We start from the raw sequence: 23,595 nt of genomic DNA, 5'->3' as shown, positions 1-23,595 counted from the left end.
GGCACTGCGCGTGGGCCCCCGGCCGGGGTGGGGTTTCCTACACCCCCGCTCGGCGCGCAGCCGCATACCGGCGCTCGCATCGCGTCTCTACCGTCTATCGGCATGACAGTCATCGAAGTCAACGGGCTCACCAAGCGGTACGGCGACCGCACGGTCGTCGACGGCGTCTCCTTCACCGTCGCCGAAGGCGAGATCTTCGGCATCCTCGGCGAGAACGGCGCCGGCAAGACCACCACCGTCGAGTGCATCTCCGGCCTGCGTACCCCCGACGCGGGCAGCATCGGCGTGTTCGGTCTGGACACCCGGACCGACCGGGAGGAGCTGCGCCGGATCATCGGGGTGCAACTGCAGGAGAGCCAGCTGCAGGACCGGCTGCGCGTCGGCGAGGCCATGCAGCTGTACGCCTCCTTCTATCGCGACCCCGCCGACTGGCGCGAGCTGCTGGCCGCGGTCGGGCTGACCGAGCAGGTCCGGGTGCCGTACGCGAAGCTGTCCGGCGGCCAGAAGCAGCGCCTGTCGATCGCGCTCGCGCTGATCGGCAACCCGCGCCTGGCGATCCTGGACGAGCTCACCACCGGCCTGGACCCGCGGGCCCGGCGCGAGACGTGGAAGCTGATCCGCCAGATCCGCGACCGCGGCGTGACCGTGCTGCTGGTCACCCACTTCATGGACGAGGCCGAGCGGCTCTGCGACCGGCTCGCCGTGCTCGACGGCGGGAAGATCGTCGCGCTGGACACCCCGGCCGCGCTGATCGCGGGTGTCGGCGACGTCGACGGCTACCGCGCCAACCTCGAGGACGCGTTCCTCGCCCTGACCGGCACCGACCGCGACAACTGAACAGGAGCACCCATGTCCGCCCTGACCCGACTGACCGGCGCCGAGGCCCGGCTGTTCCTGCGGGAGCCGGTGAGCGCGTTCTTCGCGCTGGCCTTCCCGGCCGTGCTCGTGATCGTGCTCGGCAACGCCATCCCCGCGTTCAGCGAACCGTCGCCCGACTTCGGCGGCGAGCGCCCCATCAACCTGTACCTGCCCATCGTGCTGGCCCTGGCCATCGGCACGGTGACGATGACCTCCCTGCTCAGCGTGCTCGCCCAGTACCGCGAGCGGGGCGTGCTCAAGCGGCTGGCCACCACGCCGGTGAAGCCGTCGGCGCTGATCGGCGCGCAGCTCGGCGTGAACGTCGCGGCCCTGGTCGCGGGTTCGGCGCTGATGATGCTGACCGCCGCGGTGGCGTTCGGCAGCCGCGGGCCGGAGAACTGGCCGGCCCTGCTGGTCGCCTACCTGCTCGGCGCCGGCGCGATGACCGGCGTGGCGCTGTTCATCGCCGCGGTGACGCCCAACGCCCGCGCCTCGGCCGGCATCGGCACCCTCGTGTACTTTCCGATGCTGTTCTTCGCCGGGGTGTGGACCCCGGGCGACATGATGCCCGACGGCGCGCAGCGGGTCGCCGACTTCACCCCGCTGGGCGCGGCGTCGCAGGCGATGCAGGCCGCCTGGAACGGCGCCTGGCCGCAGCCCCTGCACCTGGCCGTGGCCGCCGGGTACACCCTGGTCACGGGGGCTCTCGCGATCCGGCTGTTCCGCTGGCAGTGACAGGCCGTTGGCCTCGGCCGAAGCCGCACCCCATCTCGGGGGTGCGGCTTCGGCCTGTTCAGCCGGCGGTCGCCGCGTCGGGCACGTACCGGGCCATCTCGCTCATCGTCAGCGGGTTGCCCGCGACGATTCGTACCAGGCGGAACTCCGTGATGTCCGGGTTGACGGCCAGAGCCGCGCCCTCGTCGAGTTCCAGGAACCGCATCAGGTCACTGGGCCCGACCGCGTCCTCGACGACCCGGCGGTACTCGCCGAAGTCCTTCGCCGCGGCCAGGTCGGCGAGGAACCCGCCCAGGTCCGGCCGTCCGATACCCAGGTAGATGCTTGCGACGACGTCGTCGAAGGCGCGTTGCGAGGTGAAGGGGATGGCCCCGGTCCGCCGCCTTCGACGACCGCGCCCCGGGCGGCCGAGGCTGAAGCCGCGAAGGCGGGACCCGGACGGGTCCCGCCTTCGCGGAAGACGGTCAGACCGTGCCGGGGGGCACGGTGTCGCGGGTCTCCTCGATGACCCGGCGCTCCGTGGGCGCACTGGTCACGACGCTGCGGCGGCGGCTGCTCCAGATGGTGAGGGTCAGCACCATCCCGAGCGCGCCGACGACCATCAGGATCCAGCCGACCACGTCCAGGTCCAGCCCACTGATGCTCACGTCCAGGGCGAATGTGAGGATCGCGCCCAGCGCGATCAGGAAAAGGCTCGCGCCGATACCCATGTCAGCCTCCTTCTGGCGACCATCGCCTCGCCAGCGGCTATACCCGGTCGCGCGCCCCGCCAACCTCGGGATCACGGTGGTGGTTCAGCACCGCGTGCGGGTCGGCGTGCGTCCCGGCCGGATCGGCGTGCACCATGGCGGCCGTCAGTTTCGGCACCGCGTGCAGCAGCCGGTGCTCGGCGTCGACCGCGATCGCGTGCGCCCGGCTCACCGTCAGCTGGGCGTCGACGGCCACCGCGCACTCGGCCCGCAGCCGGTGCCCGATCCAGCGCAGCCGCACCTCGCCCACGTCGACCACGCCCGGGGTGCCGCGCAGCGTCTGCTCGACGGCGTCGACGAGTCTCGGGTCGACCGCGTCCATCAGCCGCCGGTACACCTCGCGTGCGGCGTCCTTGAGCACCAGCAGGATCGCCACCGTGATGAGCAGGCCCACCACCGGGTCCGCCCACCACCACCCCAGCGCGGCACCGCCCGCGCCGAGCAGCACGGCGAGTGAGGTGAAGCCGTCGGTACGCGCGTGCAGCCCGTCCGCGACGAGCGCCGCCGAGCCGATGCGCCGCCCGACGACGATGCGGTAGCGGGCCACCAGTTCGTTGCCCGCGAACCCGATCAGCGCCGCCGCGGCGACGTAGGGCAGGTGGCGCACCTCCTGCGGGTCGAGCAGCCGGCGCAACGCCTCGTATCCGGCCAGCGCCGCCGACGCCGCGATGGTCAGCACGATGAAGATGCCGGCGAGATCCTCGGCCCGGCCGAAGCCGTACGTGTACGAGCGGGTCGGGCGGCGGCGGCCCAGCACGAACGCCACGCCCAGCGGCACCGCGGTCAGCGCGTCGGCCACGTTGTGCAGGGTGTCGCCGAGCAGGGCGACCGAGTGGGAGAAGTACACGACGACGGCCTGCAGCAGGGCGGTGAGGCCGAGCACCACCAGTGAGATCCACAGGGCGCGCAGGCCCTCGCGGGAGGACTCCATCGCGGAGTCCACCTTGTCCGCCGCGTCGTGCGAGTGCGGGCTGAAGAGGTGGCCGAGCTGGTGCTTCAGCCGGGAGAGCAGGCCCACGCTCGCATGATCGTGACCGTGGTCGTGGCCGTCGTGATCGTGGCCCTCGTGGTCGTGGCCCTCGTGGTCGTGCTGATGGTCGTGTTCGTGCGGGTGCGCGCCGTGCTCGCCGGGACCGTGCTCCGCGTGGCCGTGGCCGTTCGAGCCGTGGCGGTGATCGTCACTCATGGCGTGCCTCCCGCGCCCACTTAAGCAGAAGTCGAGCGCGCTCGCCGCTCAGCACGCCGTCGCGGTCGCCGTGTCACGGCCCGTCGAGGGGATACTCCACGTCCGGCAGCACCTCGATGGGGAAGATCTCCGCGTGGACCGCGGCGTGAGCGTGCACGTCGGCGAAGGCGGCCTCCCTGGCCCCCGGCTCGTCCGGGCGGGCCTCCCCGCACCAGCCGCATTCGCAGGTGGCCGCGTAGTACGGCTGGTAGTCGTCCTTGTCCTTGACGTACATCACGAACGCCCGTTCGGTGATGTCCCGCTTGCGCCACCATGCCATGACCGCTCCCTCGCCAACCGCAGGCATCGACCCCGAAACATATCCGGCCCGCGCACCTCGCCGCGGGCCTGATGCGTCGGTCAGGAAGCGCCGTCGATCCGGTCGGCGAGGCGATCGACGGCGGCCATCAGTTCGTGCCCCTCGAACAGCACCGCGTCGTTGTGGTCCGCCCCCTCGACCGGCGTGATCTCGACCGCGCCGGCCGCGGCCTTCGCGACCGCGAGGCTCTGCTCCGCGGGCACGATCGAGTCCTCGGTGCCGTAGACCACGGCGGTCGGCACGGCGATGTCCGCGATCTGCTCGGCCACCGGGAACCGGTCGCGCAGCATGAGGCGTACCGGCAGGAACGGGTAGTGCTCGGCGGCGGTCGCCGCCAGGTCCGTGAACGGCGAGCGCAGCAGCAGCCCGGCGGGCGGGTGCTCGGCGGCCAGACCGGTGACGGCGGCGCAGCCCAGGCTCTCTCCGAAGTAGATGATCTGATCCGGGCGTTTCTTCGTCTCGTCCACGAGGTGGCGGTACGCCGCGCGGACGTCCTGTGCCAGGCCGGTCTCGCTGGGGCTGCCGGGGTTGCCGCCGTACCCGCGGTAGTCCATGAGCAGCACGGTGAACCCGCGCGCGGACAGCGCCCGCGCGACCGGGGCCCGGTCGGCACGGTTGCCCGCGTTGCCGCCGGCGACGAGCACGGTCAGGTCGCGGTCCGGGCCGGTCGGCGGCACCAGCCAGGCGGTCAGCGCCAACCCGTCGGCGGTGTGCAGGGTGACGTCCTGCGCGCCGGAAATCGTCCGGTCGGCCGGGCCGGGGTGCGCGGTGTCCGGCAAGAAGATCAGCCGTCGCTGCAGCAGCCACAGCGCCGTCACCAACACCGCGATGATTAGCAGCACGATCAGCGCAGGGCGAACCAGCGACGATGCCTTCAACACCGTTCCATTCTCACCCCTGCGGCCACCGCCACGAAGCGGCAGCCCGCGCCGCATCCGGTGTTAAGAAGGTGCCCTTCCTTTCAGCGGTCGGCGGTTAGGCGGAGGCCTAGGGAGATGAGGAGGGTGCCGGCTAGGGCGTCGGTGAGGCGGCGGAGGCGGGCGGGGGTGGCGGTGTCGCCGGTCCACCAGCGGCGGGCCAGGTCGATGCCGCCGATGAGCAGGGCGAACCAGAGCATGGCTTCGAGGTCGTGGACCAGGGCCAGGAGGAGCCCCATGGGGAGGGCGGCGACGTCGTCGGGCAGGAACTGCGGGAGCATCGCGACGTAGAAGAGGCCGACCTTGGGGTTGAGGAGGTTGGTCAGGGCGCCGGTGCCGAAGGCGCGCCAGGCCGAGCCGGTCGCGGGGGGCGGCACGGCGGCGGGGGTCGGCTCGGCGGTTCCGGTGCGGCGGAAGCGCCAGGCGTCACGCAGCATGAGGGCGCCGATGACGACCAGGTAGATCCCGCCTGCCACGCGCATGACGGCGTACGCGGTGGTGCTGGCCAGCAGGAGGGCGGAGACTCCGGCGGCCGCGGCGGCGCCCCAGACCAGCGCGCCGGTGCAGATGCCGGCGGCAGTGGCGTACGCGTGCCCGCGTCCCCGGGCGACCGCGACGCGCAGCACCAGCGCCGTGTCCACCCCGGGGATGATCGTGAGCACTCCGGCGACGAGGGCGAACGAGACGACGGCCGAGGTGATGGTCACGCGCCGCAGTCTCTCACGCGGCGCGCGAGCGCACACCGCGCCGTGCCGCCGGCCGCCGCGCAGCCGTCTGCGCTGCCGCAGTTCCCGCGGCGCGGGCGACCACCCGACGCCGCCGACTCCGGCAAAAACGGACCGTTCACTGCGACGACAACACCCGCGTGCGGCGGTTACATCTATTTTGATGTGGCCACATCAAAATAGATGTAACCGTTCCAGCAGATGTGCCCCCGAGCCTGCACCCGCTACGGTCAGCCGATGCGGGTGACCGAAGACGAGCTGACGACCGTGACAGGTCTGGCCTACCGGCAGGCCCGGTCGGGCGGCGGCACCGAGTCGGCGCGGCTGCCCGTGCAGCGGCTGGCCGTGACCCGGGTGCCCGACGACTGCGAGGCCGTTCTCGTCGCCGGTGACCTGCAGGGCGTCGCTCCGTCGCCGCTCCAAGGCGCATCCGTGCTGCTCGGAGTCGCGCTCGCCGACCATCTGGCCGGCTGGGCCGAGCAGGGCCTGGTGCCGCCGCCGGACCGGCTCGCCGTGGTGCTCGCCGGTGACCTCTACTCCGCGCCGACCGCCGACGTACGCGGCGCGAGCGGTGACGTCGCCGACGTCTGGCTCGCCTTCGCCGCCGCCGGATGCCGCCTCGTCACCGGGGTCCTCGGCAACCACGACGTGCTCACGCCGTCCGATCTGGCCGGTCTCGACCCGACCCCGGTGCCGCTCGACGGCGACGCGGTCGTGCACGCGGGCGTGCGCTTCGCCGGGGTGAGCGGCATCACCGGCGACCCCGCCCGGCCGGGCCGGCGCGCCGAACGCGACCAGCTCGCCCGCCTCGACCGCGCCCTCGCCACAGCACCCGACCTGCTCGTACTGCACGAAGGCCCGGCCGGGGCGCGGCCGGACCAGCGCGGCAACGCCGTGCTCGGCGAGCGGGTGCGCCGGGCCGCGCCGCCGCTGACGGTCTGCGGCCACGTGCACTGGCCCGACCCGCTGTCCACACTGGGCGGCGGGCATGTGCTCAACGTGGACTCCCGGGTGGTCCTGCTGACACCGGGCCGCTGACCGACGGCCCGGTCGCGATCACCCACCGGAGCGCGCCGCGGTTTCGGCCGCCGCCACCGGGGTACCGTCGTTGCCATGCCCCTGCGCATCGAGGACTACGCGGTCATCGGCGACACCCAGACGGCGGCGCTCGTCGGCAACGACGGGTCGATCGACTGGCTCTGCCTGCCCCGCTTCGACTCCGGCGCGATCTTCGCGGCGCTGCTCGGCACCCCCGAACACGGCCGCTGGCAGATCGCCCCGGCGACCCCGGTGCGCGCGGTGCGGCGGCGCTACCGCGGGGACACGCTCGTGCTGGAGACCGAGTTCGACACCGACGAGGGCACCGTACGGCTGGTCGACTTCATGCCGCCGCGCGGCGAGGCCGCCGACGTGGTGCGCATCGTCGAAGGCGTGCACGGCCGGGTGCCGATGCGCATGGACCTGCGGCTGCGCTTCGACTACGGGCACGTCGTGCCCTGGGTGCGCCGCATGGACGCCGACACGGTGGCCATCGCCGGGCCGGACGCGGTGTGGCTGCGCACCCCGGTCGCGCTGCACGGGGAGAATCTCGCCACGGTCGCCGACTTCAGCGTCGGCGCGGGCTTCCACGTGCCGTTCGTGCTGACCTGGCGCGAGTCACACCTGCCCACCCCACACCCGGTCGACCCGATCGTGGCCTTGGAAGGCACCGTCTCGTACTGGGAGGAGTGGATCGCGGGCTGCACCTACGACGGGCCGTGGCGCGAAGCCGTGATTCGCTCTCTACTCACCCTGAAGGGCCTCACCTACGGCCCGACCGGCGGCATCGTCGCCGCGGCGACCACCTCGCTGCCCGAGGAGCTGGGCGGGGTGCGCAACTGGGACTACCGCTACTGCTGGCTGCGCGACGCCACCATCACCCTGCAGTCGCTGATGTACGCCGGGTTCGTCGACGAGGCGCGCGCCTGGCGGGCCTGGCTGCTGCGGGCGATCGCGGGCGACCCGTCCCAGCTGCAGATCATGTACGGCGTGGCGGGCGAGCGCCTGCTCACCGAGCGCATCGCGGACTGGCTGCCCGGCTACTGCGGCAGCCCGGTCCGCATCGGCAACGCCGCCTCCGAGCAGTTCCAGCTCGACGTATACGGCGAGGTCATGGACGCGCTGCACCAGGCGCGCAAGGCGGGGTTGGAGTACGACCAGCACACCTGGGACCTGGAGCGCGCGCTGATGAGCTTCGTGTCGGAGAACTGGACCCGGCCCGACGACGGCATCTGGGAGGTCCGCGGCGGCGCACGGCAGTTCACCCACTCCAAGCTGATGGCCTGGGTCGCCGCGGACCGGGCGGTCAAGGCCGCCGAGCAGTTCGGCCAGACCGGCCCGGTCGAGCACTGGCGCGACCTGTGCCGGCGGATCCGGGCCGACATCCTCGACCAGGGCTACGACCCGCGCCGCAAGACGTTCACCCAGTTCTACGGCTCCGCCGAGCTGGACGCGTCGCTGCTGATGATGCCGCTGGTCGGCTTCCTGCCCGCGACCGACGAGCGGGTGCGCGGCACGGTCGCCGCGATCGAGCGGGAGCTGATGCGCGACGGCTTCGTGCAGCGCTACACCCAGCACCCCGGGTCGGCGGTGGACGGCCTGCCCCCGGGCGAGGGCGCGTTCCTGGCCTGCACGTTCTGGCTGGCCCAGAACTACGCCCTGATGGGGCGGGTGGACGAGGCCCGCGAGGTGTTCGAACGGCTGCTCGCCCTGCGCAACGACGTGGGGCTGCTGGCCGAGGAGTACGACACCGACGCGCTCCGCCAGGTGGGCAACTTCCCGCAGGCGTTCAGCCACGTGCCGCTGATCGACACCGCGCGCCACCTGGCCGCGGCGATGGGGCCGGCGGAGAACCGGCCCCGTGAGTGACGCCGCTGCTCAGAACACCGGCTGGAAGTAATGCTTCGCCCCGTAGAAGGCGACCTTCTTACCGATGACCGCACCGTGGTGGTCGGCGGTGCGGAAGTGGATGCCCGCCCACACCCGGGCGTCGATGATCTCCTTGCGGGCTTCGGAGAACCGGGCGAAGGTGCGGGTGGTGCCGGTGACCGCGTTGAAGCCGGAGAAGGCGACCTGGTCGGTGCCGAAGAAGTCGGTCAGCGCGTAGGACCAGGCGGAGATGTTGCAGGAGTGCCCGGACGAGTGCTCGTACCACGGCGGGGTGTCCAGCAGCGGAACCCAGGACGGGTCAGGGTCGGTGGCCGGGTTGCCGTCGTTCGCGGCCTCGTGGATCGCGGTGACCGGCCGCCAGGACTTCCAGTGCGCCTTGTCGTTGTGGCAGGCGATGACGGCGTCCGCGGTGGACATGCCGACCTGCGCGAACAGGCGGGCGCTGTCGTCGGCGGACAGGTTGTGGCCGGTGGCCAGCGCGCGCAGCATCGCCTCCTGCGGCACCGCGGCCCACCAGCGGGCGGCGTCGGTCTGGTCGGCGGTGCGCGTGGTGCTGGTCCGCGAGCCGACCGCCTTGACCTCGTTGAAGTCCTCCGCGTAGTCCGCGCTGGTGAGCGCGTTGGGGCCATCCGAGCGCAGCGCCGCGACGTCGGGGACCAGGAACGGCTTCACGTTGCCCGCCCACGGCGCGGGGTCGATGGCGAAGGCGGGCGGCGTGGGCCGCCACTGCCCCGGCTCGGTGCCGATGACCACGTCGGCCGGGCCGCCGCGCCCGTCGCCGGTGCGCGCCGTGATCATCGCGGTCGCGGCCTGCTCGCCGTCGGTGATGCCGCCCAGCTTGGCGGGCCCGTCGGGCACGGCCGCGAGCGCGGCGTCGTACTTGGTCTGCAGTGCGGCGGACTGGGCCGGGAACAGGTGGGTCAGCATACGGAACGCGGCGGTGGCCGCGGCGGCGTCCACCGAGTCGCCCGGCTGGGCTTCGACCTGCACCAGGTACGGCCGATGGGTGCGGGTGATGCCGTTGACCGCGTCGTAGACGGCACCGTGCACCATGGCGCGGTTGATCAGGGCGACGTGCGGCACGAAGGGGCCGGCGTTGCGGATCGTGTCCTCGGTGTGCTGGTTCCACACCACGACCGCGTTGACCGCGGACAGCACGGCCGCGGGCGCGCCGACCGGAGCGAGGGCCGCGGTCGCGGCGGCGAGGACAGTGAGGACTGCGCCGGTACGGCGGGCTCGGAGCCGCATGAACACTCCCGAGGGCACGTGCCCGCCCCGGATGGGCCGGCAGCAACGTGTCCATTGTGCGGGTTTGTGACCGGAAAACGAACAGGCCGCACCGGTGATTCACCAGAAAGATGCAGGTCAGCGCATCGCACGGACCGGCGAACGCAGGTGCCCGGGGCTCCCCTGGCGGGGGGAGCCCCGGGCGGACCGGTCACGCCGGCGGGGTGCCCCAGGAGAGCACGCCGCCGGTGTATCCGGGGATGGTGGACGCGTCCGCGAACGCCGTGTTGGTGCCCCGGCTGTAGTCGCCGACCTCGTTGAACGGGCTCCAGTCGGCCTTGTGCAGGCGCAACTGGATCTCCCCGGTCGACGCGCCCGCGGCGAGCGTGCCGCCGGTGAACGCGACCTCGACGTAGGTGTCCGCCCCGCTCACCGGGGTGGCCAGGCTCACCACGGTGAAACGCACGTTCGCGCAGCCGAGCTGGGCCCAGTCGCAGTACACGGTCACACCCGCTGACCCGTCGCGGGTCAGGTAGTAGCGGGCGGTGACCGTGGTCAGCCCGAGCGAGGACGTTCCGCTGTTGACGACCTGCAGCCCGAACCGGATCGAGTTGTCGGTCGGCGAGCCGTCGTTGTTCTTGTACCGCACGGTCAGCCCGCCCCCGGCAGGCGGCGCGGACGTGGTCGCGGTGATCGGACCGGACCACGTCGAGGCGTCACCGGCGGCGTTGCGGGCCTGCACGGTGTACGTGTACGCCGTGCTCGGGCTCAGCCCGGTGTCGGTGTACGACGTCCCGGTCACCACGGCGACCTGCACGCTGCCGCGCCGCACCGCGTAGCTCACCGCCGTCGGCACCGCGTCCCAGGTGATGGTGACCGTGTCGCTGCCGGTCGCGGTGACCCGCAGGTTCGCCGGTGTTGCGGGCGGCACGACGTCGCCGGCCTGGGTCGTCCCCGTCACCGCCGTCGAGGCGGCCGAGACATAGCCGCCCGCGTCGCGCGCCCGCACCGTGTACGTGTACGCCGTCGACGGGGTCAGGCCGGTGTCGGTGTAGGACGTGCCGGTCGGCGTGCCCACCTTGACCGTGCCGCGGTAGACGTCGTAGCCGACGACGCCGACGTTGTCGGTGGACGCGTCCCAGGCCAGCGAGATCGATGTGGCCGAGGTGCCGGTGACTCTCGGGTTGCCCGGCACGGTCGGCGGCGTGACGTCCACCGGGGGCGTGCCGCCGGTCAGGTCGGCGGTGTTGCGGTCGAGGTGGGTGGCGACCCAGACCAGCGGGGCGTTCCAGTTGATCGTGTTCTCCTTGGAGCCCCACGCGTCGGGCGCGGTGTTCTTGCCCGCGTATGACTTGGCCGCCGGGCGGCCGGTGGGCGTGGCCGGATCGTTGATCAGCTCGTTGTTCGGCCCGCCGGCCAGCCAGCCCTTCGGGTACGCGAGCCCCGGGTACTTGCCCCACGCCCAGCGGTCGTGCAGGTCGGTCTCGGCGTACTCGCCGTAGCCGGTGACGTACGACAGGCGCATCGCGTTGTTGCCCATCAGGTAGTCCATGGCCCGGTTCATCGCCTTGAGGTAGCCCAGGCTGCCCGAGTCGTCGTAGGCCACGCCGAGCACCAGCATCCGGTTCGCGATGAACGAGTTCGAGCCCCACGGATACGCCGACGCGCCGCCGATCAGCGACGGATAGCCCTCGCCCCGCAGCGTCGTGACGATCTGGTCCGCGAAGGAGCGCACGTTGCCGCGCATCGTGGCCAGGTCCGCGGCGGGCAGGTCGTTGGCCACGCTGACCAGCGACAGCGTCCCGGTCGCGGCGACCTCGGCCCAGTCGAACTGCCCCATCTCCCGGTAGTGCGGCGAACCGGTGACCGCCGTGCGGTAGCCGGACACGGCCGAGTCGCTGCGCTTGAGCGCGGTGAGGTACAGCTCGGCGGCGGCCGCGTACCGGTCGTCGCTGTTCTTCGTGTCGCCGTAGTCGCCGCCGCCCTCGGCGTCGGCGGTCGTGTTGTAGTCGACGTTAGGCTGCGCCTCGGCCCTGGTCCAGGCGTCCTTCGCGATGCCCCACAGCGTCGCCGCCCGGGTCGCGTCGTACGGGGCCAGCACCCGGGCGAGCTGCGCGTTGGTCCGCGCCACCGCGTACGTCGCGTTCGTCGACGGCCCCATCGCGGAACGGGCCAGCCCGTTCTCCTGGTCGACCGAGGTCACCGGGAACGCGCTCCAGGCGTGGTTGTGCACCTTGTGCGAGGCCAGCCCGGTCGACGGCAGCAGGCCCGCCATCCAGCGCGAGCCGAACTCGACCTCGTCCAGGATGTCCGGGCGGCCGTTGGTGCGCTCCGGGATCGGCAGCGACCCGTCGCCGTACGCGGCCGGCTCCCGCTCCAGCAGGTTGAGCAGCGTCCACGCCGACACCGCGTGGTTGACCGCGTAGATGCCGAAGTCGCCGGCGTCGGCCCAGGAGTAGCGCACGTTCAGCCGCTGGCTGCCGCACCAGCCGTTGTAGCAGGGCACCGACTCGTCGCCGGAGTGCAGTGCCGCGTGGGCGTGCCCACTGTTCTGCAGGAACTGGCCGTCGACGGCCGCGCCCATGCGGTGGAAGTAGAAGTACTGCATCGCCTCGCGGCCCAGCGCCGGGTAGAGCGAGGACGCCGAGATCGTGAACGGCACGCTGGTGCCGACGCCGTCGACCCACAGCACGTAGTCGCCGGGCGTGCTCAGGGCACTGAAGTCGGCCTGCTGCACGGTGTCGCCGGAGGCGCGGTCGCTGCCGTACACGGTGGTGGTGCCGGAGGCGACGGTCGCGCCGCCGGAAGCCTGCCGCACCTGCCAGGCACGCGCGCTGCCGGTGGTGACCACCGTGGCGATCTTGTCAGCGCCGGTGAGGTAGCCGATCTGGTTGACCCGGACGGGGCTGGTGTCGAAGTCGGCCGCCGCGGGCGCGGCGGGCAGCGGAAGCAGGACGGCGGCGGCCGCGGCGGCGAGCACCAGGCGCAGCCGCCGGGACAGGGGACGTTTCATGGGTGACTCCAGTGATCGGCTGGACGGTCGGCGCCTGCGGGACGCGCCGGGGAGGACAGCGCGTCCCGCAGGCCGGGTGGCCCGGTCGGCCCTTGTCGCGGCGCGAGGCCTTCGACCGGGCCGCATCGGGCAGGTGCGGGCCGGGCCGCCGGGCAGCGGTCTCGGCCCGCCTCGACGAGCGGTCCGGCCGGCGGCGGGGAGGGGCCCGCCGCCGGCCGGTGGTGATCACGGAACAGCGAGGGCGCAGCTGGTCACGGTGACCGTGCCGGTGCCGTTGGCCACGAACCCGAAGGACGTGCTCGCCGACGGGGCCAGCGTGCCGTTGTGCGGCGCGTTGGTGACGGTGCTGCCGGTCCGGTTGCCGTTCCACAGGTTGGCGATGGTCAGCGTGCCGGGGATGTTCAGCACGACGGACCAGGCGGCCGACGTCATGGTGCTGGTGTTCTTGACGGTCACCTCCGCCTGCATGCCGCCCTGCCAGGAGCCGGTCACCAGCAGGGTGGCCGTGCAGCCGCTGCCGCCTCCGCCGCCCCCGGACGTGGTGCCGGTGACCGCGGCCGAGGCCGCCGACACGTTGCCCGCGGCGTCCCTGGCCCGCACCGTGTACTGGTACGCCGTCGACGCGGACAGCCCCGTGTCGGTGTAGGTCAGCCCGGAGACCGTGGCGACCTTGGTCCCGGCGCGGTAGACCTCGTACGCCGTCACGCCGACGTTGTCGGTGGCCGCGCCCCAGGTCAGCGACACCGAGCTGCTGGTGACGCCGGTGACGCTCGGGTTGCCCGGCGCGGACGGGGCGATGGTGTCGCCGCCGGTGCCCCCGCCGCCGTACACGTCGGCGAGGTGGTAGCCGGTGGTGCTGGTCGCGCCGCCGAGCCGGACCTGGTGGTCGAGGCTGACGAACTTGCCCTGGTGCTGCCACAGCGCCGGCTTGAGCAGGTTGTACTTGGCGGTGTCCCAGGTGGCCCAGTCGTCGAGCAGCAGGCCGCCGGTGTCACCGGAGTTCGGGTTGAGCACCCAGAACGTCTGGTGCAGGCGGTACTGCACGATCAGGTCGCGCAGCGCGGTCATCCACTTGTCCTGGCGGGCGTCCTGGCCGAGCCGGCCGCCCCACTCGCCGATCAGCAGCGGCGCGATGCCGTCCTCGTGGATGTAGAACCAGTTCGGCCGCCACACGTCGTTGGTCAGCGACGCCTTGTCGAACGTGCCCTGGAACCACGGCTGCTCGTAGACCAGCGGTCCGTAGTCGTGCGGGGAGTACATCAGCTGGTCCTGGTTGGCCCCGAGGTTGATCGGGTAGTCGCGCACGCCGCGCAGGTTGCCGCCCCACCAGTTGTAGAAGTAGTTCGGCGACAGGTCCGGGTCGGTGTTCGGGGAGCTCCAGGTCTCACCGGGACGCGGGTAGACCTCGATGCCCTCGCACAGGATCAGCACGTTGGGGTTGATCGCCAGGATGCGCTTGCCCGCGGTCTCGCAGGTGTACTTGAAGTTGTCCTGGTCGGTGCTGTTGTCCCACTTGGCCCGCGGCGGGGAGTTGGGGGTGCCGTGCGGCTCGTTCTTGATGTCCATCGCGATGATGGTGTCGTTGTTCTTGTACCGGTTGGTCACCCACTCCCACGCCTGGTAGAACTGCTCGACCGTGATCGTGCCCTTCCACCACACCGGGTGGATGTGACCGGAGTTGTCCGCCTCCGCGCTGTGCACGTCGAGCATGACCTTGATGCCGTACTGCTCGCACAGCTGCAGCCAGTAGTCCCAGATCTGCAGGTTGTTCTTGCCGGCCAGCTCGGGGTTGGCGTACGTGTTCACGTTGGGCGCGGCGACCGTCTGGCCGTTCTTCCACTCCAGCAGCAGCTGGGTGGAGATCGGCACGCGGACCAGGTTGATGCCGCGGTCGGCCATGCCCTTGGTGATGGTGGTGATGTTGCCCGACCACAGGCCGTGGAAGACCCGCTCGGAGGCGTTGAAGCCGAACCAGTTGACGCCGGTCAGCCACACCTCGTTGCCGGCCTCGTCGACGACCTTGTTGCCCTGGACGTGCAGCCAGTCCTTCTCCGGCACCGCGGCGGCGGCGGTCGTCGGGGCGAGCACGGCCGCGCCGGCCGCCAGCATGGTGGCCATCGTGGCCAGTGCGAGGGGGATGCGCAGTCGTCTGCGTATCCCCGCCTTCGGAGTGAGTGCCATGAGTACCTTCCGGAAGCGGTGGTGCGGCGATGATCGGTGGCCGCCGCAGGTCGGGAGCGCTCCCAGCCGTGACCGGGCAAACCCGCTTCCCCCCGGCGGGCACCGGGGGGCGCGGACGGCCCGCCTCGGCGGGTGACCGGGCTCCGTCCCTGCCGACGACCGTCCAGCATGGAACCGGACATCGATGACAATGAACGGGAGCGCTCCCATTTGTGTTGGAGCGTAAGGCTCCGGTAACCCGGACGCAACAGTTTGCGTCAATCCCTGCCGCCACCGTCCCCGACGGCCTTGCTTCTGGAAGCGCTCTCCCACCATGATCGGGCCATGCGCAGCCTCACCAAGCCCGTGCTGTCCGAAGCCGACATCGCCCGCCTGATCCGGCGGGCCCTGGGCGAGCATGTCCTCGTCGAGCAGCACGAGGAGTTCACCGACGGCTTCTTCAACGCCGCCCACGCCGTGCGCCTGGCCGACGGCCGCGAGGTGGTGCTGAAGGTCGCGCCGGACAAGGGCGTCACGACGCTGACCTACGAGGTCGACCTGATGTTCACCGAGATCGAGTTCTTCGAACGGGCCGCCGCGGCGGGCGTGCCGCTGCCGCGGATGTGGCACGCCGACGCCGACAGCGGCGTCATGGTCATGGAACGGCTTCGCGGCGTCTCCTTCGAGCAGGCCAAGCAGACCATGTCCGCCGAGCACGTGCTCGCGGTGCGCCACGAGCTGGGCCGTATCGCCGCGGCCGGCACCGCCGTCACCGGTGAGCGCTTCGGCTACCCGCGCCGCGACGGGCGCACCCGCTCGGCGTCCTGGCGAGAGTCGTTCCTGTGCTTCGTCGACGACATCCTGGCCGACGCGACGGCCACCGAGCGGCCGCTGCCCCGGCCCGCCGCCGAGATCCGCGGGCTGGTCGCCCGCCACGCCCCGCTGCTCGACGCGGTGACCGTGCCCGCGCTGGTCCACTTCGACCTGTGGGACGGCAACGTGTTCGTGCTGGCCGACGGCGACGGCTGGCGGGTCGAGGCCGTCATCGACGGCGAGCGGGCCTTCTACGGCGACCCGATCGCCGAACTGGTCTCGCTGGCGACGTGGATCCCCGAGGACCAGGCCGCGGCCGCGATCGACGGCTTCCTCGGCCGGCCGCTGACCGCCGACGAGCAGACCCGCCTCACCCTGTACCGGATCTACCTGTGGCTGATCCTGATCGCCGAGACGGCCGTGCGCGGCTACCCGGAGAAGGAGAACGCCGAACTGCTCGCCACGTCCGGCGGACAGCTCGCCGCGAATCTCGACCGGCTCGCCGCGACATGAAAGTTACAGGCGTGACCGGTGATGCGCTTGTGATCACGATGCCATGGAAAGCGCCCGCGAAGGTGTTTTGATAGGTGACATGAGCACTCCGGCGATCCTGACCGTGGACGACGACCCCAACGTCTCCCGCGCGGTGGCGCGTGACCTGCGCCGGCATTACGGCGAGAACTACCGGGTGGTGCGGGCGAGTTCGGGCAGCGAGGCCCTCGACGCGCTGCGCGAGCTGAAGCTGCGCGGGCAGCAGGTCGCCGTGCTGCTGGCCGACTACCGGATGCCGCAGATGAACGGCATCGAGTTCCTGGAATCGGCGATGGACCTCTACCCGCGGGCGCGGCGGGTGCTGCTGACCGCGTACGCCGACACCGACGCGGCGATCAACGCGATCAACCTGGTCGACCTGGACCACTACCTGCTCAAGCCGTGGAACCCGCCGGAGGAGCACCTCTACCCCGTCGTGGACGACCTGCTGCAGTCCTGGCTGGCGACCCCGGACGCGGCCACCGCCGAGCTGCGCGTGGTGGGCCACCGCTGGTCCGCGCACTCCTACAAGATCCGCGATTTCCTCGCCCGCAACCTGGTCCCGTTCCGCTGGTACGTCGCCGACGACCCCGAAGGCGCGCGCCTGCTGGCCGCGGCCGGGCTGACCGCCGACGACGTGCCGCTCGTGGTGACCGCCGAGGGCAAGACCCTGGTCCAGCCCAACGAGGCGGAACTGGCCGGCAACATCGGCTTGACCACCACCCCGGCCGCCGACTTCTACGACGTGATCGTCGTCGGGGCCGGTCCCGCCGGACTCGGCTCGGCGGTGTACGCCGCCTCCGAGGGCCTGCGCACCGTGCTCGTCGAGCGCCGGGCCACCGGCGGGCAGGCCGGGCAGAGCAGCCGCATCGAGAACTACCTCGGCTTCCCCGACGGCGTGTCCGGCGCGCAGCTCACCGAGCGGGCCCGCCGCCAGGCGCTGAAGTTCGGCGCCGAGCTGCTCTCGGCCCGCGAGGTCACCTTGCTGGAGACCTGCGGCTCGGCCCGGGTCGTGCACTTCGCCGACGGCAGCCGCATCGCCGCGCACGCCGTGGTCCTGGCCACCGGCGTGTCGTACCGGATGCTCGACGTGCCCGGCTGCGCCGACCTGACCGGCCGCGGCGTGTACTACGGCTCGGCCGCCACCGAGGCGCCCGGCTGCCAGGACCAGGACGTCTACATCGTCGGCGGGGCCAACTCGGCCGGCCAGGCCGCCGTCTACTTCTCCCGGTACGCCAGCCGCGTGCACATGCTGATCCGCGGCGAGGACCTGCGCCGGTCCATGTCGCGGTACCTGATCGACCAGATCGAGGCGATCGAGAACATCACCGTGCACCCGTACACCCAGGTCAAAGAAGGTGGTGGCGACGACCACCTGGAGCACCTCACCCTGGTCGACACCCGCACCGGCGAAGAGACCCGGGTCGACGCGTCCTGGCTGTTCATCTTCATCGGCGCGGAGCCGGGCACCGACTGGCTGGACGGCGTGCTGGCCCGCGACGAGCACGGCTTCGTGCTGACCGGGCCGGACCTGCTCAGCGGCGGCAAGCGCCCGACCGGGTGGCGCCTGGACCGCGACCCCTACCACCTGGAAGCCAGCGTGCCGGGCGTGTTCGCCGCCGGTGACGTGCGATCCGACTCGGTCAAACGCGTCGCCTCCGCCGTCGGCGAGGGCGCCATGGCCATCTCACTCGTACACCGTTATCTGGAGGGGCAGTGACCATCGAACTCACCCCCGCGCTGCTACGCGAGCTGTTCCTGTTCGAATCGCTCAGCGACGACCAGCTCGCCTGGCTGGCCGAACACGGCCGCATCGAATGCATCCCCGCCGGTCCCGTCTTCGCCGAGGGCGACGAGGCCAGCTGCTTCTACGTGCTGCTGTCGGGCACCGTCGCGCTCAGCCGCCAGGTGCACGGCGACAGCATCGAGGTCAGCCGCACCGACCAGCGCGGCGTGTACGCCGGAGCCACCCAGGCCTACCTCGGCGACCGGGTCCCGCAGAAGTACGTGCACTCCCTGCTCGCGGTCACCGACACCGAGTTCTTCGTGCTGCCCGCCGACGACTTCGGCACCGTCATGCGCGAGTGGTTCCCGATGGCGATGCACCTGCTCGAAGGCCTGTTCTTCGGCATGCGCAGCATGCAGACCCTGGTCGGCGAGCGCGAACGCCTGCTGGCCCTGGGCTCGCTGTCGGCCGGGCTCACCCACGAGCTGAACAACCCGGCCGCCGCGGCGGTGCGGGCCACGTCCGTGCTGCGCCAGCGCGTCGCCGGGATGCGGCACAAGCTGTCGCTGATCGCCGACGGGCGGCTCGACGGCACCCGGCTGCGCCAGCTCGTCGACCTGCAGGAGGAGGCGGTCAAGCGGATCGACGGCGCGGCCCAGCTCACCCCGGTGCAGACGGCCGACGCCGAGGACGCGCTCGCCGACTGGCTGGAGGAGCGCGACATCACCGGCGCGTGGGACATCGCCCCGACCCTGGTCGCGGGCGGCGTCGACCAGGAGTGGCTGGAACAGGTGTCCGACACGGTCGGCGCGGAGAACTTCGAGTCCGCGGTGCGCTGGCTGACCTACACCCTGGAGACCGAGCTGCTGATGGGCGAGATCGACGACTCGGTCACCCGCATCTCCGGCCTGGTCGCCGCCGCCAAGCAGTACTCGCAGCTGGACCGCGCGCCGTACCAGGAGGTCGACGTCAACGAGCTGGTCAAGGCGACGCTGGCCATGTTCGCCGGCAAGGTCACCAAGGACCTCACCGTGGTCAAGGAGCTGGACCGGACCCTGCCGAAGATCCCCGCGTACGCCGCCGAGCTGAACCAGGTGTGGACCAACCTGATCGACAACGCGCTCGGCGCGATGCACGGCTCGGGCACGCTGACCATCCGCACCGGCCGAGACAACAACTGCGTGTTCGTGGAGATCGGCGACACCGGCACCGGCATCGACCCGGCGATCCGGCCGCGCATCTTCGAGCCGTTCTTCACCACCAAGCCGGTCGGCGAGGGCACCGGCCTGGGCCTGGACATCTCGTACCGGATCGTGGTCAACAAGCACCACGGCGACATCCGGGTCGAGTCCTCCCCCGGCGACACCCGCTTCCGGGTGGTGCTGCCCATCGAACCGCCCGCCGAGTAGCCGCCCCGGCTAGTCGAGGTCGCGCAGGATGCCCTCCAGGATCGCGGGGGTGTCCTGCGGCGGCGAGGCGTCGACGCACAGCTGCTCCATCACGGCGACGTACTGCTCGACGTCCTCGCGTTTGTCGAGATAGAGCGCGCTGGTCAGCTGCTGCAGGTAGACCACGTCGGGCAGGTCGTGGTCGGGAAAGCGCAGCAGCGAGAACGCGCCGCTGCTGAAGGCATGGCCGCCCTTGGCGAACGTCATCACCTGCAGGGTGACCGTCGGCAGCTTCGCCGCCTTCAGCAGCGCCTCGATCTGCCCGCGCATCACCGAGCGCCCGCCCACCGGCCGGCGCAGCGCCGCCTCGTCGACCACGGCCCACAGGCGCGGCGGGTTCTGCCGGTACAGGATCTGCTGGCGGGTCATCCGCAGCTCGACCCGCCGGCTCACCTCGGGCTCCGGCTTGCCGCCGTGGCCGAGCATGATGACGGCGCGCGCGTACTCGGCGGTCTGCAGCAGGCCGGGCACGAACTGCACCTCGTAGGTCCGGATGATCTGTGCGGCGGACTCCAGCCCCAGATAGGACTGGAACCACGCCGGGTAGACGTCGCCGTACTGGTGCCACCAGCCCGGCTCGTTGGCCTGCCGGGCCAGGGCGGCCATCGCCTCCCGCTCGGCCTCGTCGGTCACCCCGTAGTAGGTGAGCAGGTCGGCTACGTCACGCTCCTTGAAACCGACCCGGCCCAGCTCCATCCGGCTGATCTTCGACTCCGAGGCCCGGATCTGCCAGCCCGCGTCCTCCCGGCTGATGCCGCGGGACTCCCGCAACCGCCGCAGCTGTGCTCCGAGCAGCATGCGCAGCACGGTAGGACCGCCGCCCGACCCACTCTCCGGGTCTGCCGCCATACGTGCGCCCTCCGCCTGCCCGCCCGCGTGATCTCCTGCGCATACTGTCGCAAAGCGCGGGCGCACTGTCGAGAATCAACGGTCAAGAAAGTAGATCGTCGAAGTCGCCGTCGTAGACACCCAGCAGAAACGCGTTCATCTCCGCCCTCGTGTAGAGCAGCACCGGCCCCATGGGGTCCCGCGAATGGCGTAGCGCGAAACCCGACCCCCCGGGCAGCCGGCCGATCTCGACACAGTTCCCGTCAGCTCCACTGCGCACGCTCTTGCGCCACGCGATCGCGGCGAGCTCCGGTGCCCCGCCGTGGATGTGCGTCATCGCGATCCTCCGCCCCCAGAGAGAGAACGCCGTTCACCCGTGCAGCGACACGATCGTCTGCACGTGCATCAGCGCTTGCTTTTGCACAGGATAGCCGTGCATCATGGGGTCGGCTAAGCGAACACAGTCAATGGAAGCGCTACCGTTTGCCACCCGAACGGCTGGCGCTACCCCCTCCACCTGGGCAGACGGCACGGACCCCCTCCCGGACCGGCAGGCTCAGCCTTCTCGGGATGCGGCTACCTCCCGGGCGCGTCGCGCTACGCGGTGTGACCGAAGGCGGCCTAGTCCACGGACGTGGGGAGTCGCCGACACACACGGCACGAGCCACGTCGGAATGTTCCGGCCCCACAGGAGGACACCCGATCCATGGCACCACCGAAGACACACCCCGAGCAGCGATCCGTGGCGGACGTCGTACCCACCGACGCGTACGAGCCCCACGACCGGGTCTGGGTGTACCGCGACGGCCAGTGGCGCGCCGCCATCGTCTACGACGCCAGCAGCCACGCCGCGACCGTCATCTGCCGCTCCTCGACCGCCCGCGGCACGGAGGTCGAGATCAGGACCGCACGCTACGTGGCCCGGCGCGACCTCATCGACCTGTCGATCGACGCGCTGAGCTACGTCTGACCCTCCTCAGGTCACCGCGGGGCGGGAGCGGACAACGGTGCGAGTTGTCCGCTCCCGCCCCGCGGCGGGTCTTACCTCAGCGTTTGCGGGCCATGCCCGCCCAGTAGAACGCGGCGTTCGGGTCGGCGGGCTCGGTCTCGGGTTGCCAGGCCATCACCGGCACGACACCCGGCTCGACCAGGTCCCAGCCCTCGAAGAACCGGGCCACGTCCACCTTCGTCCGCGGGATGACCGTCATGCCGCCGCGCTCGGCCGAGGAGCGGATGACCTCCATCGCCTCCTCGTCGAACTCCCGGCCGGGGTGGGTGATGGTGAGGTAGCTGCCCGAGGGCAGCGCGTCCATCAGCTCGCGGGTGTGGCCCCACGGGTCCTCGTCGTCCTTGAGCAGCATCAGCACCGCGACCATCATCAGCGCCACCGGCTTGCTCAGGTCGAGCGTGCTCAGCAGCGCCGGGTCGGCCAGGATCTCCTGCGGCTTGCGCAGGTCGGCGTGGATGTACTCGCTGCGGCCCTCTTCCGAGCTGACCAGCAGCGCCCGCGCGTGGGCCAGCACGATCGGGTCGTTGTCCACGTAGACCACGCGGGTCTCCGCCGCGATGGCCTGCGCGTCCTCGTGCAGGTTGGGCCGGGTCGGGATGCCGGTGCCGATGTCCAGGAACTGCCGGATGCCCGCATCGGCGACCAGGTGCTTCACCGCGCGGCCGAGGAACTTCCGGTTCTCCTTGGCCATCGTCTTGATGGTGGGGATCGCCTGGATGAACGCGTCACCCATGGCCCGGTCCGCGGCGAAGTTGTCCTTGCCGCCCAGCCACCAGTCGTACATCCGTGCCGAGTGCGGTGTGCTCGTGTCGACGCCCGGAGGCGCGACCTCCTCGCCACCCGCACCCGGACCGCCGCCCTGCGACACTGACGCCTCCATTGACCGTCGTGGTGATGCAGCGGAAGCATAGACCCGCACTGTCCGGTCAGGCCACACCCAGCGCCACGGAAGTGCTACGCACAGATCATCACAGTGCCCCGCCCAGGACGGCCGGTTGCGCCACGGCCGCCCGCGGGCGGGTGATCAGCGCCGGCACCTCGGCGGTGAGCGTCGCCGCGGGACCGTCGCGGTGGTCGAGAACGGACTGCAGGATCTCCCCCGCCCGCACGGCGGTCGCCGACAGCAGCGACGACGTGATGCCGTGCGAGTGCTCCGTGCCGCCCTGCAGGTATACGCCGCAGGCCAGATCGGACCCGGCGGACAGCCGGTAGTCGCGCCCGGCCACCAGCCGGCCGTCGCCGTCGCGGCGCAGGTGCCCGGCGAGGTCGCCGAGCAGGCCCGACGGATCGGCCTGGCGGTAGCCGGTGGCGCACACCAGGATGTCCGCGTCCAGCGCCGTCAGCTCTCCCGTGAGCAGCGAGGACACCTCGACGTGGACCCGGTCGCCGTCGGCGCGCACACCGGTCAGCCGGCTCGCGTTGAGGATGCGCAGCCGCTCCTGGCCGAGCACCTTCTCCTGGTAGACGCGCCGGTAGAGGTCGTTGATGAGGTCGAGGTCGACGACCGAGTAGTTGGTGCTGCGGTGGTAGTCCAGCAGCAGCTGCTTGGTCTGCGGCGGCGCGGTGTAGAAGTCGTCGACCGCGCCCGGGTCGAAGATGCGGTTGGCGAACGGGCTGTCGTCGGCGGGGCTGTAGCCGTACCGGGAGAAGACCGCGCAGACTTCGGCCCCGGGGAAGCGCTCGTGCAGGAACGCGGTCGCCTCGGCCGCGCTCTGGCCCGCGCCGACCACCACGAAGCGCTTCGCGCCGGACCAGTGCCCGACCTGGTGCAGCAGGTCCTGGGTGTGCCAGACCCGCGCCGACGGCGTGACCCCGTCGGGCAGCTGCGGGGACAGGCCGGTCGCGAACACCACGTTGCGGGCCCGCAGCGCCGTCGCGGTGCACGGGCCCTGGGCCACCACCATCAGGTGGTCGGCGCGGCCGCGCTCGTACACCGGGTGCACGTCGACGACCTCGTGGCCGTAGCGCACCATGCCGCCGACCTGCGCCGCCGCCCACTCCAGGTAGTCGTGGAACTCCACGCGCAGCGGGTACAGGCTCTTGTGGTTGATGAAGTCGATCAGGCGGCCCCTGCTGTGCAGGTAGCACAGGAAGCTGAACCGGCTGGCCGGGTTGCGCAGGGTGACCAGGTCTTTCATGAACGAGACCTGCATCGTGGCGTCGTCGAGCAGCATGCCGCGGTGCCACCCGAAGGCGGCCTGCCGCTCCAGGAAGACCGCGCTGACCGGAGCCGGACTCTCCGCGGCGGCGATGGCCAGGGCCAGGTTGGACGGACCGAATCCCACGCCCACGATGTCATGGACGACGTCCCCGCCAAACGATTGCTCTGTCATTGCGGTTCCGTTCCTAAGCATCGCCGGCGAGCCTCCACGCCAGCACTTAGG

General features: G+C 71.5%; 21 protein-coding genes. 8 read left to right on the top strand and 13 right to left on the bottom strand.

Annotated elements, in window-relative coordinates; genetic code table 11:
- The first annotated feature begins 102 nt into the window (after positions 1-102).
- Both ACFQO7_RS03895 and ACFQO7_RS03890 read left to right on the top strand, forming a co-directional pair.
- The gene (locus ACFQO7_RS03895) at positions 103-837 is read left to right on the top strand and encodes an ABC transporter ATP-binding protein (protein WP_376805077.1); all 735 of its coding nucleotides are present in this window, start codon (positions 103-105) and stop codon (positions 835-837) included.
- 12 nt (positions 838-849) lie between these two features.
- Positions 850-1,593, top strand: a complete 744-nt coding sequence (locus tag ACFQO7_RS03890; protein ID WP_376805076.1) for an ABC transporter permease — start codon at positions 850-852, stop codon at positions 1,591-1,593.
- A gap of 58 nt (positions 1,594-1,651) precedes the next feature.
- On the opposite strand, the gene ACFQO7_RS03885 is transcribed toward ACFQO7_RS03890, so the two are convergent.
- The 6 genes from ACFQO7_RS03885 to ACFQO7_RS03860 form a co-directional block, all read right to left on the bottom strand.
- On the bottom strand, positions 1,652-1,798 hold the full coding sequence (locus ACFQO7_RS03885; RefSeq protein ID WP_376805075.1) for a hypothetical protein: 147 nt from the start codon (positions 1,796-1,798) through the stop codon (positions 1,652-1,654).
- Positions 1,799-2,057: 259 nt separating this feature from the next.
- Complete coding sequence (locus ACFQO7_RS03880; RefSeq protein WP_376805074.1) at positions 2,058-2,303, bottom strand: DUF6458 family protein; 246 nt, start codon at positions 2,301-2,303, stop codon at positions 2,058-2,060.
- A gap of 37 nt (positions 2,304-2,340) precedes the next feature.
- Positions 2,341-3,528, bottom strand: a complete 1,188-nt coding sequence (locus ACFQO7_RS03875) for a cation diffusion facilitator family transporter (RefSeq protein WP_376805073.1) — start codon at positions 3,526-3,528, stop codon at positions 2,341-2,343.
- A gap of 73 nt (positions 3,529-3,601) precedes the next feature.
- The gene (locus tag ACFQO7_RS03870) at positions 3,602-3,847 is read right to left on the bottom strand and encodes a hypothetical protein (RefSeq protein WP_376805072.1); all 246 of its coding nucleotides are present in this window, start codon (positions 3,845-3,847) and stop codon (positions 3,602-3,604) included.
- A gap of 80 nt (positions 3,848-3,927) precedes the next feature.
- A complete protein-coding gene (locus ACFQO7_RS03865) occupies positions 3,928-4,767 on the bottom strand; it encodes an alpha/beta hydrolase (RefSeq protein WP_376805071.1) in 840 nt (279 codons plus the stop codon).
- An 80-nt stretch (positions 4,768-4,847) separates the two neighbouring features.
- Positions 4,848-5,510, bottom strand: a complete 663-nt coding sequence (locus tag ACFQO7_RS03860) for a LysE family translocator (RefSeq protein ID WP_376805070.1) — start codon at positions 5,508-5,510, stop codon at positions 4,848-4,850.
- A gap of 255 nt (positions 5,511-5,765) precedes the next feature.
- Here ACFQO7_RS03860 and ACFQO7_RS03855 point away from each other — a divergent pair, with 255 nt between their 5' ends.
- Both ACFQO7_RS03855 and ACFQO7_RS03850 read left to right on the top strand, forming a co-directional pair.
- A complete protein-coding gene (locus tag ACFQO7_RS03855; protein ID WP_376805069.1) occupies positions 5,766-6,566 on the top strand; it encodes a metallophosphoesterase family protein in 801 nt (266 codons plus the stop codon).
- A gap of 75 nt (positions 6,567-6,641) precedes the next feature.
- Positions 6,642-8,435: a glycoside hydrolase family 15 protein gene (locus ACFQO7_RS03850; RefSeq protein WP_376805068.1), complete on the top strand. Its 1,794-nt coding sequence runs from the start codon at positions 6,642-6,644 to the stop codon at positions 8,433-8,435.
- A gap of 9 nt (positions 8,436-8,444) precedes the next feature.
- On the opposite strand, the gene ACFQO7_RS03845 is transcribed toward ACFQO7_RS03850, so the two are convergent.
- The 3 genes from ACFQO7_RS03845 to ACFQO7_RS03835 all read right to left on the bottom strand — a co-directional run bounded on the left by ACFQO7_RS03845 (position 8,445) and on the right by ACFQO7_RS03835 (position 14,814).
- Positions 8,445-9,704, bottom strand: a complete 1,260-nt coding sequence (locus ACFQO7_RS03845) for a vanadium-dependent haloperoxidase (RefSeq protein WP_376805067.1) — start codon at positions 9,702-9,704, stop codon at positions 8,445-8,447.
- 190 nt (positions 9,705-9,894) lie between these two features.
- The gene (locus tag ACFQO7_RS03840) at positions 9,895-12,696 is read right to left on the bottom strand and encodes a glycoside hydrolase family 9 protein (protein WP_376805066.1); all 2,802 of its coding nucleotides are present in this window, start codon (positions 12,694-12,696) and stop codon (positions 9,895-9,897) included.
- A gap of 225 nt (positions 12,697-12,921) precedes the next feature.
- Entirely contained in the window at positions 12,922-14,814 is a 1,893-nt protein-coding gene (locus ACFQO7_RS03835; RefSeq protein ID WP_376805318.1) for a cellulase family glycosylhydrolase, read from the bottom strand.
- A gap of 387 nt (positions 14,815-15,201) precedes the next feature.
- Between ACFQO7_RS03835 and ACFQO7_RS03830 the strand changes: the two genes are divergently transcribed.
- From ACFQO7_RS03830 to ACFQO7_RS03820, 3 genes are all read left to right on the top strand, one after another.
- Positions 15,202-16,182 carry a phosphotransferase family protein gene (locus ACFQO7_RS03830; RefSeq protein WP_376805065.1) on the top strand — a complete coding sequence of 327 codons (981 nt, stop codon included), beginning with the start codon at positions 15,202-15,204 and terminating at the stop codon, positions 16,180-16,182.
- Between the two features lie 79 nt (positions 16,183-16,261).
- A complete protein-coding gene (locus ACFQO7_RS03825) occupies positions 16,262-17,920 on the top strand; it encodes an NAD(P)/FAD-dependent oxidoreductase (protein WP_376805064.1) in 1,659 nt (552 codons plus the stop codon).
- Entirely contained in the window at positions 17,917-19,335 is a 1,419-nt protein-coding gene (locus ACFQO7_RS03820; protein WP_376805063.1) for an ATP-binding protein, read from the top strand. The genes ACFQO7_RS03825 and ACFQO7_RS03820 overlap by 4 nt, the downstream gene beginning before the upstream one ends.
- Before the next feature lie 9 nt (positions 19,336-19,344).
- Here the strand turns inward: ACFQO7_RS03820 and ACFQO7_RS03815 are convergent, their stop codons facing one another.
- Together ACFQO7_RS03815 and ACFQO7_RS03810 are read right to left on the bottom strand one after the other, a co-directional pair.
- The gene (locus ACFQO7_RS03815; RefSeq protein ID WP_376805062.1) at positions 19,345-20,223 is read right to left on the bottom strand and encodes a helix-turn-helix domain-containing protein; all 879 of its coding nucleotides are present in this window, start codon (positions 20,221-20,223) and stop codon (positions 19,345-19,347) included.
- 82 nt (positions 20,224-20,305) lie between these two features.
- A complete protein-coding gene (locus ACFQO7_RS03810) occupies positions 20,306-20,539 on the bottom strand; it encodes a DUF397 domain-containing protein (protein ID WP_376805061.1) in 234 nt (77 codons plus the stop codon).
- A gap of 405 nt (positions 20,540-20,944) precedes the next feature.
- On the opposite strand from ACFQO7_RS03810, the gene ACFQO7_RS03805 reads away from it, so the two are divergent.
- A complete protein-coding gene (locus tag ACFQO7_RS03805; protein WP_376805060.1) occupies positions 20,945-21,172 on the top strand; it encodes a hypothetical protein in 228 nt (75 codons plus the stop codon).
- Between the two features lie 76 nt (positions 21,173-21,248).
- Here ACFQO7_RS03805 and ACFQO7_RS03800 read toward each other — a convergent pair whose 3' ends face one another.
- Both ACFQO7_RS03800 and ACFQO7_RS03795 read right to left on the bottom strand, forming a co-directional pair.
- A complete protein-coding gene (locus ACFQO7_RS03800; protein ID WP_376805059.1) occupies positions 21,249-22,091 on the bottom strand; it encodes an SAM-dependent methyltransferase in 843 nt (280 codons plus the stop codon).
- Positions 22,092-22,179: 88 nt separating this feature from the next.
- Complete coding sequence (locus ACFQO7_RS03795) at positions 22,180-23,544, bottom strand: lysine N(6)-hydroxylase/L-ornithine N(5)-oxygenase family protein (protein WP_376805058.1); 1,365 nt, start codon at positions 23,542-23,544, stop codon at positions 22,180-22,182.
- Between the last annotated feature and the right edge of the window lie 51 nt (positions 23,545-23,595).

The sequence above is a fragment of the Catellatospora aurea genome (genome assembly GCF_042663325.1).
Classification (GTDB): domain Bacteria; phylum Actinomycetota; class Actinomycetes; order Mycobacteriales; family Micromonosporaceae; genus Catellatospora; species Catellatospora aurea.
Note: the sequence above shows the minus strand (reverse complement) of the source record. Positions and strands in the feature narration are given on the sequence as shown.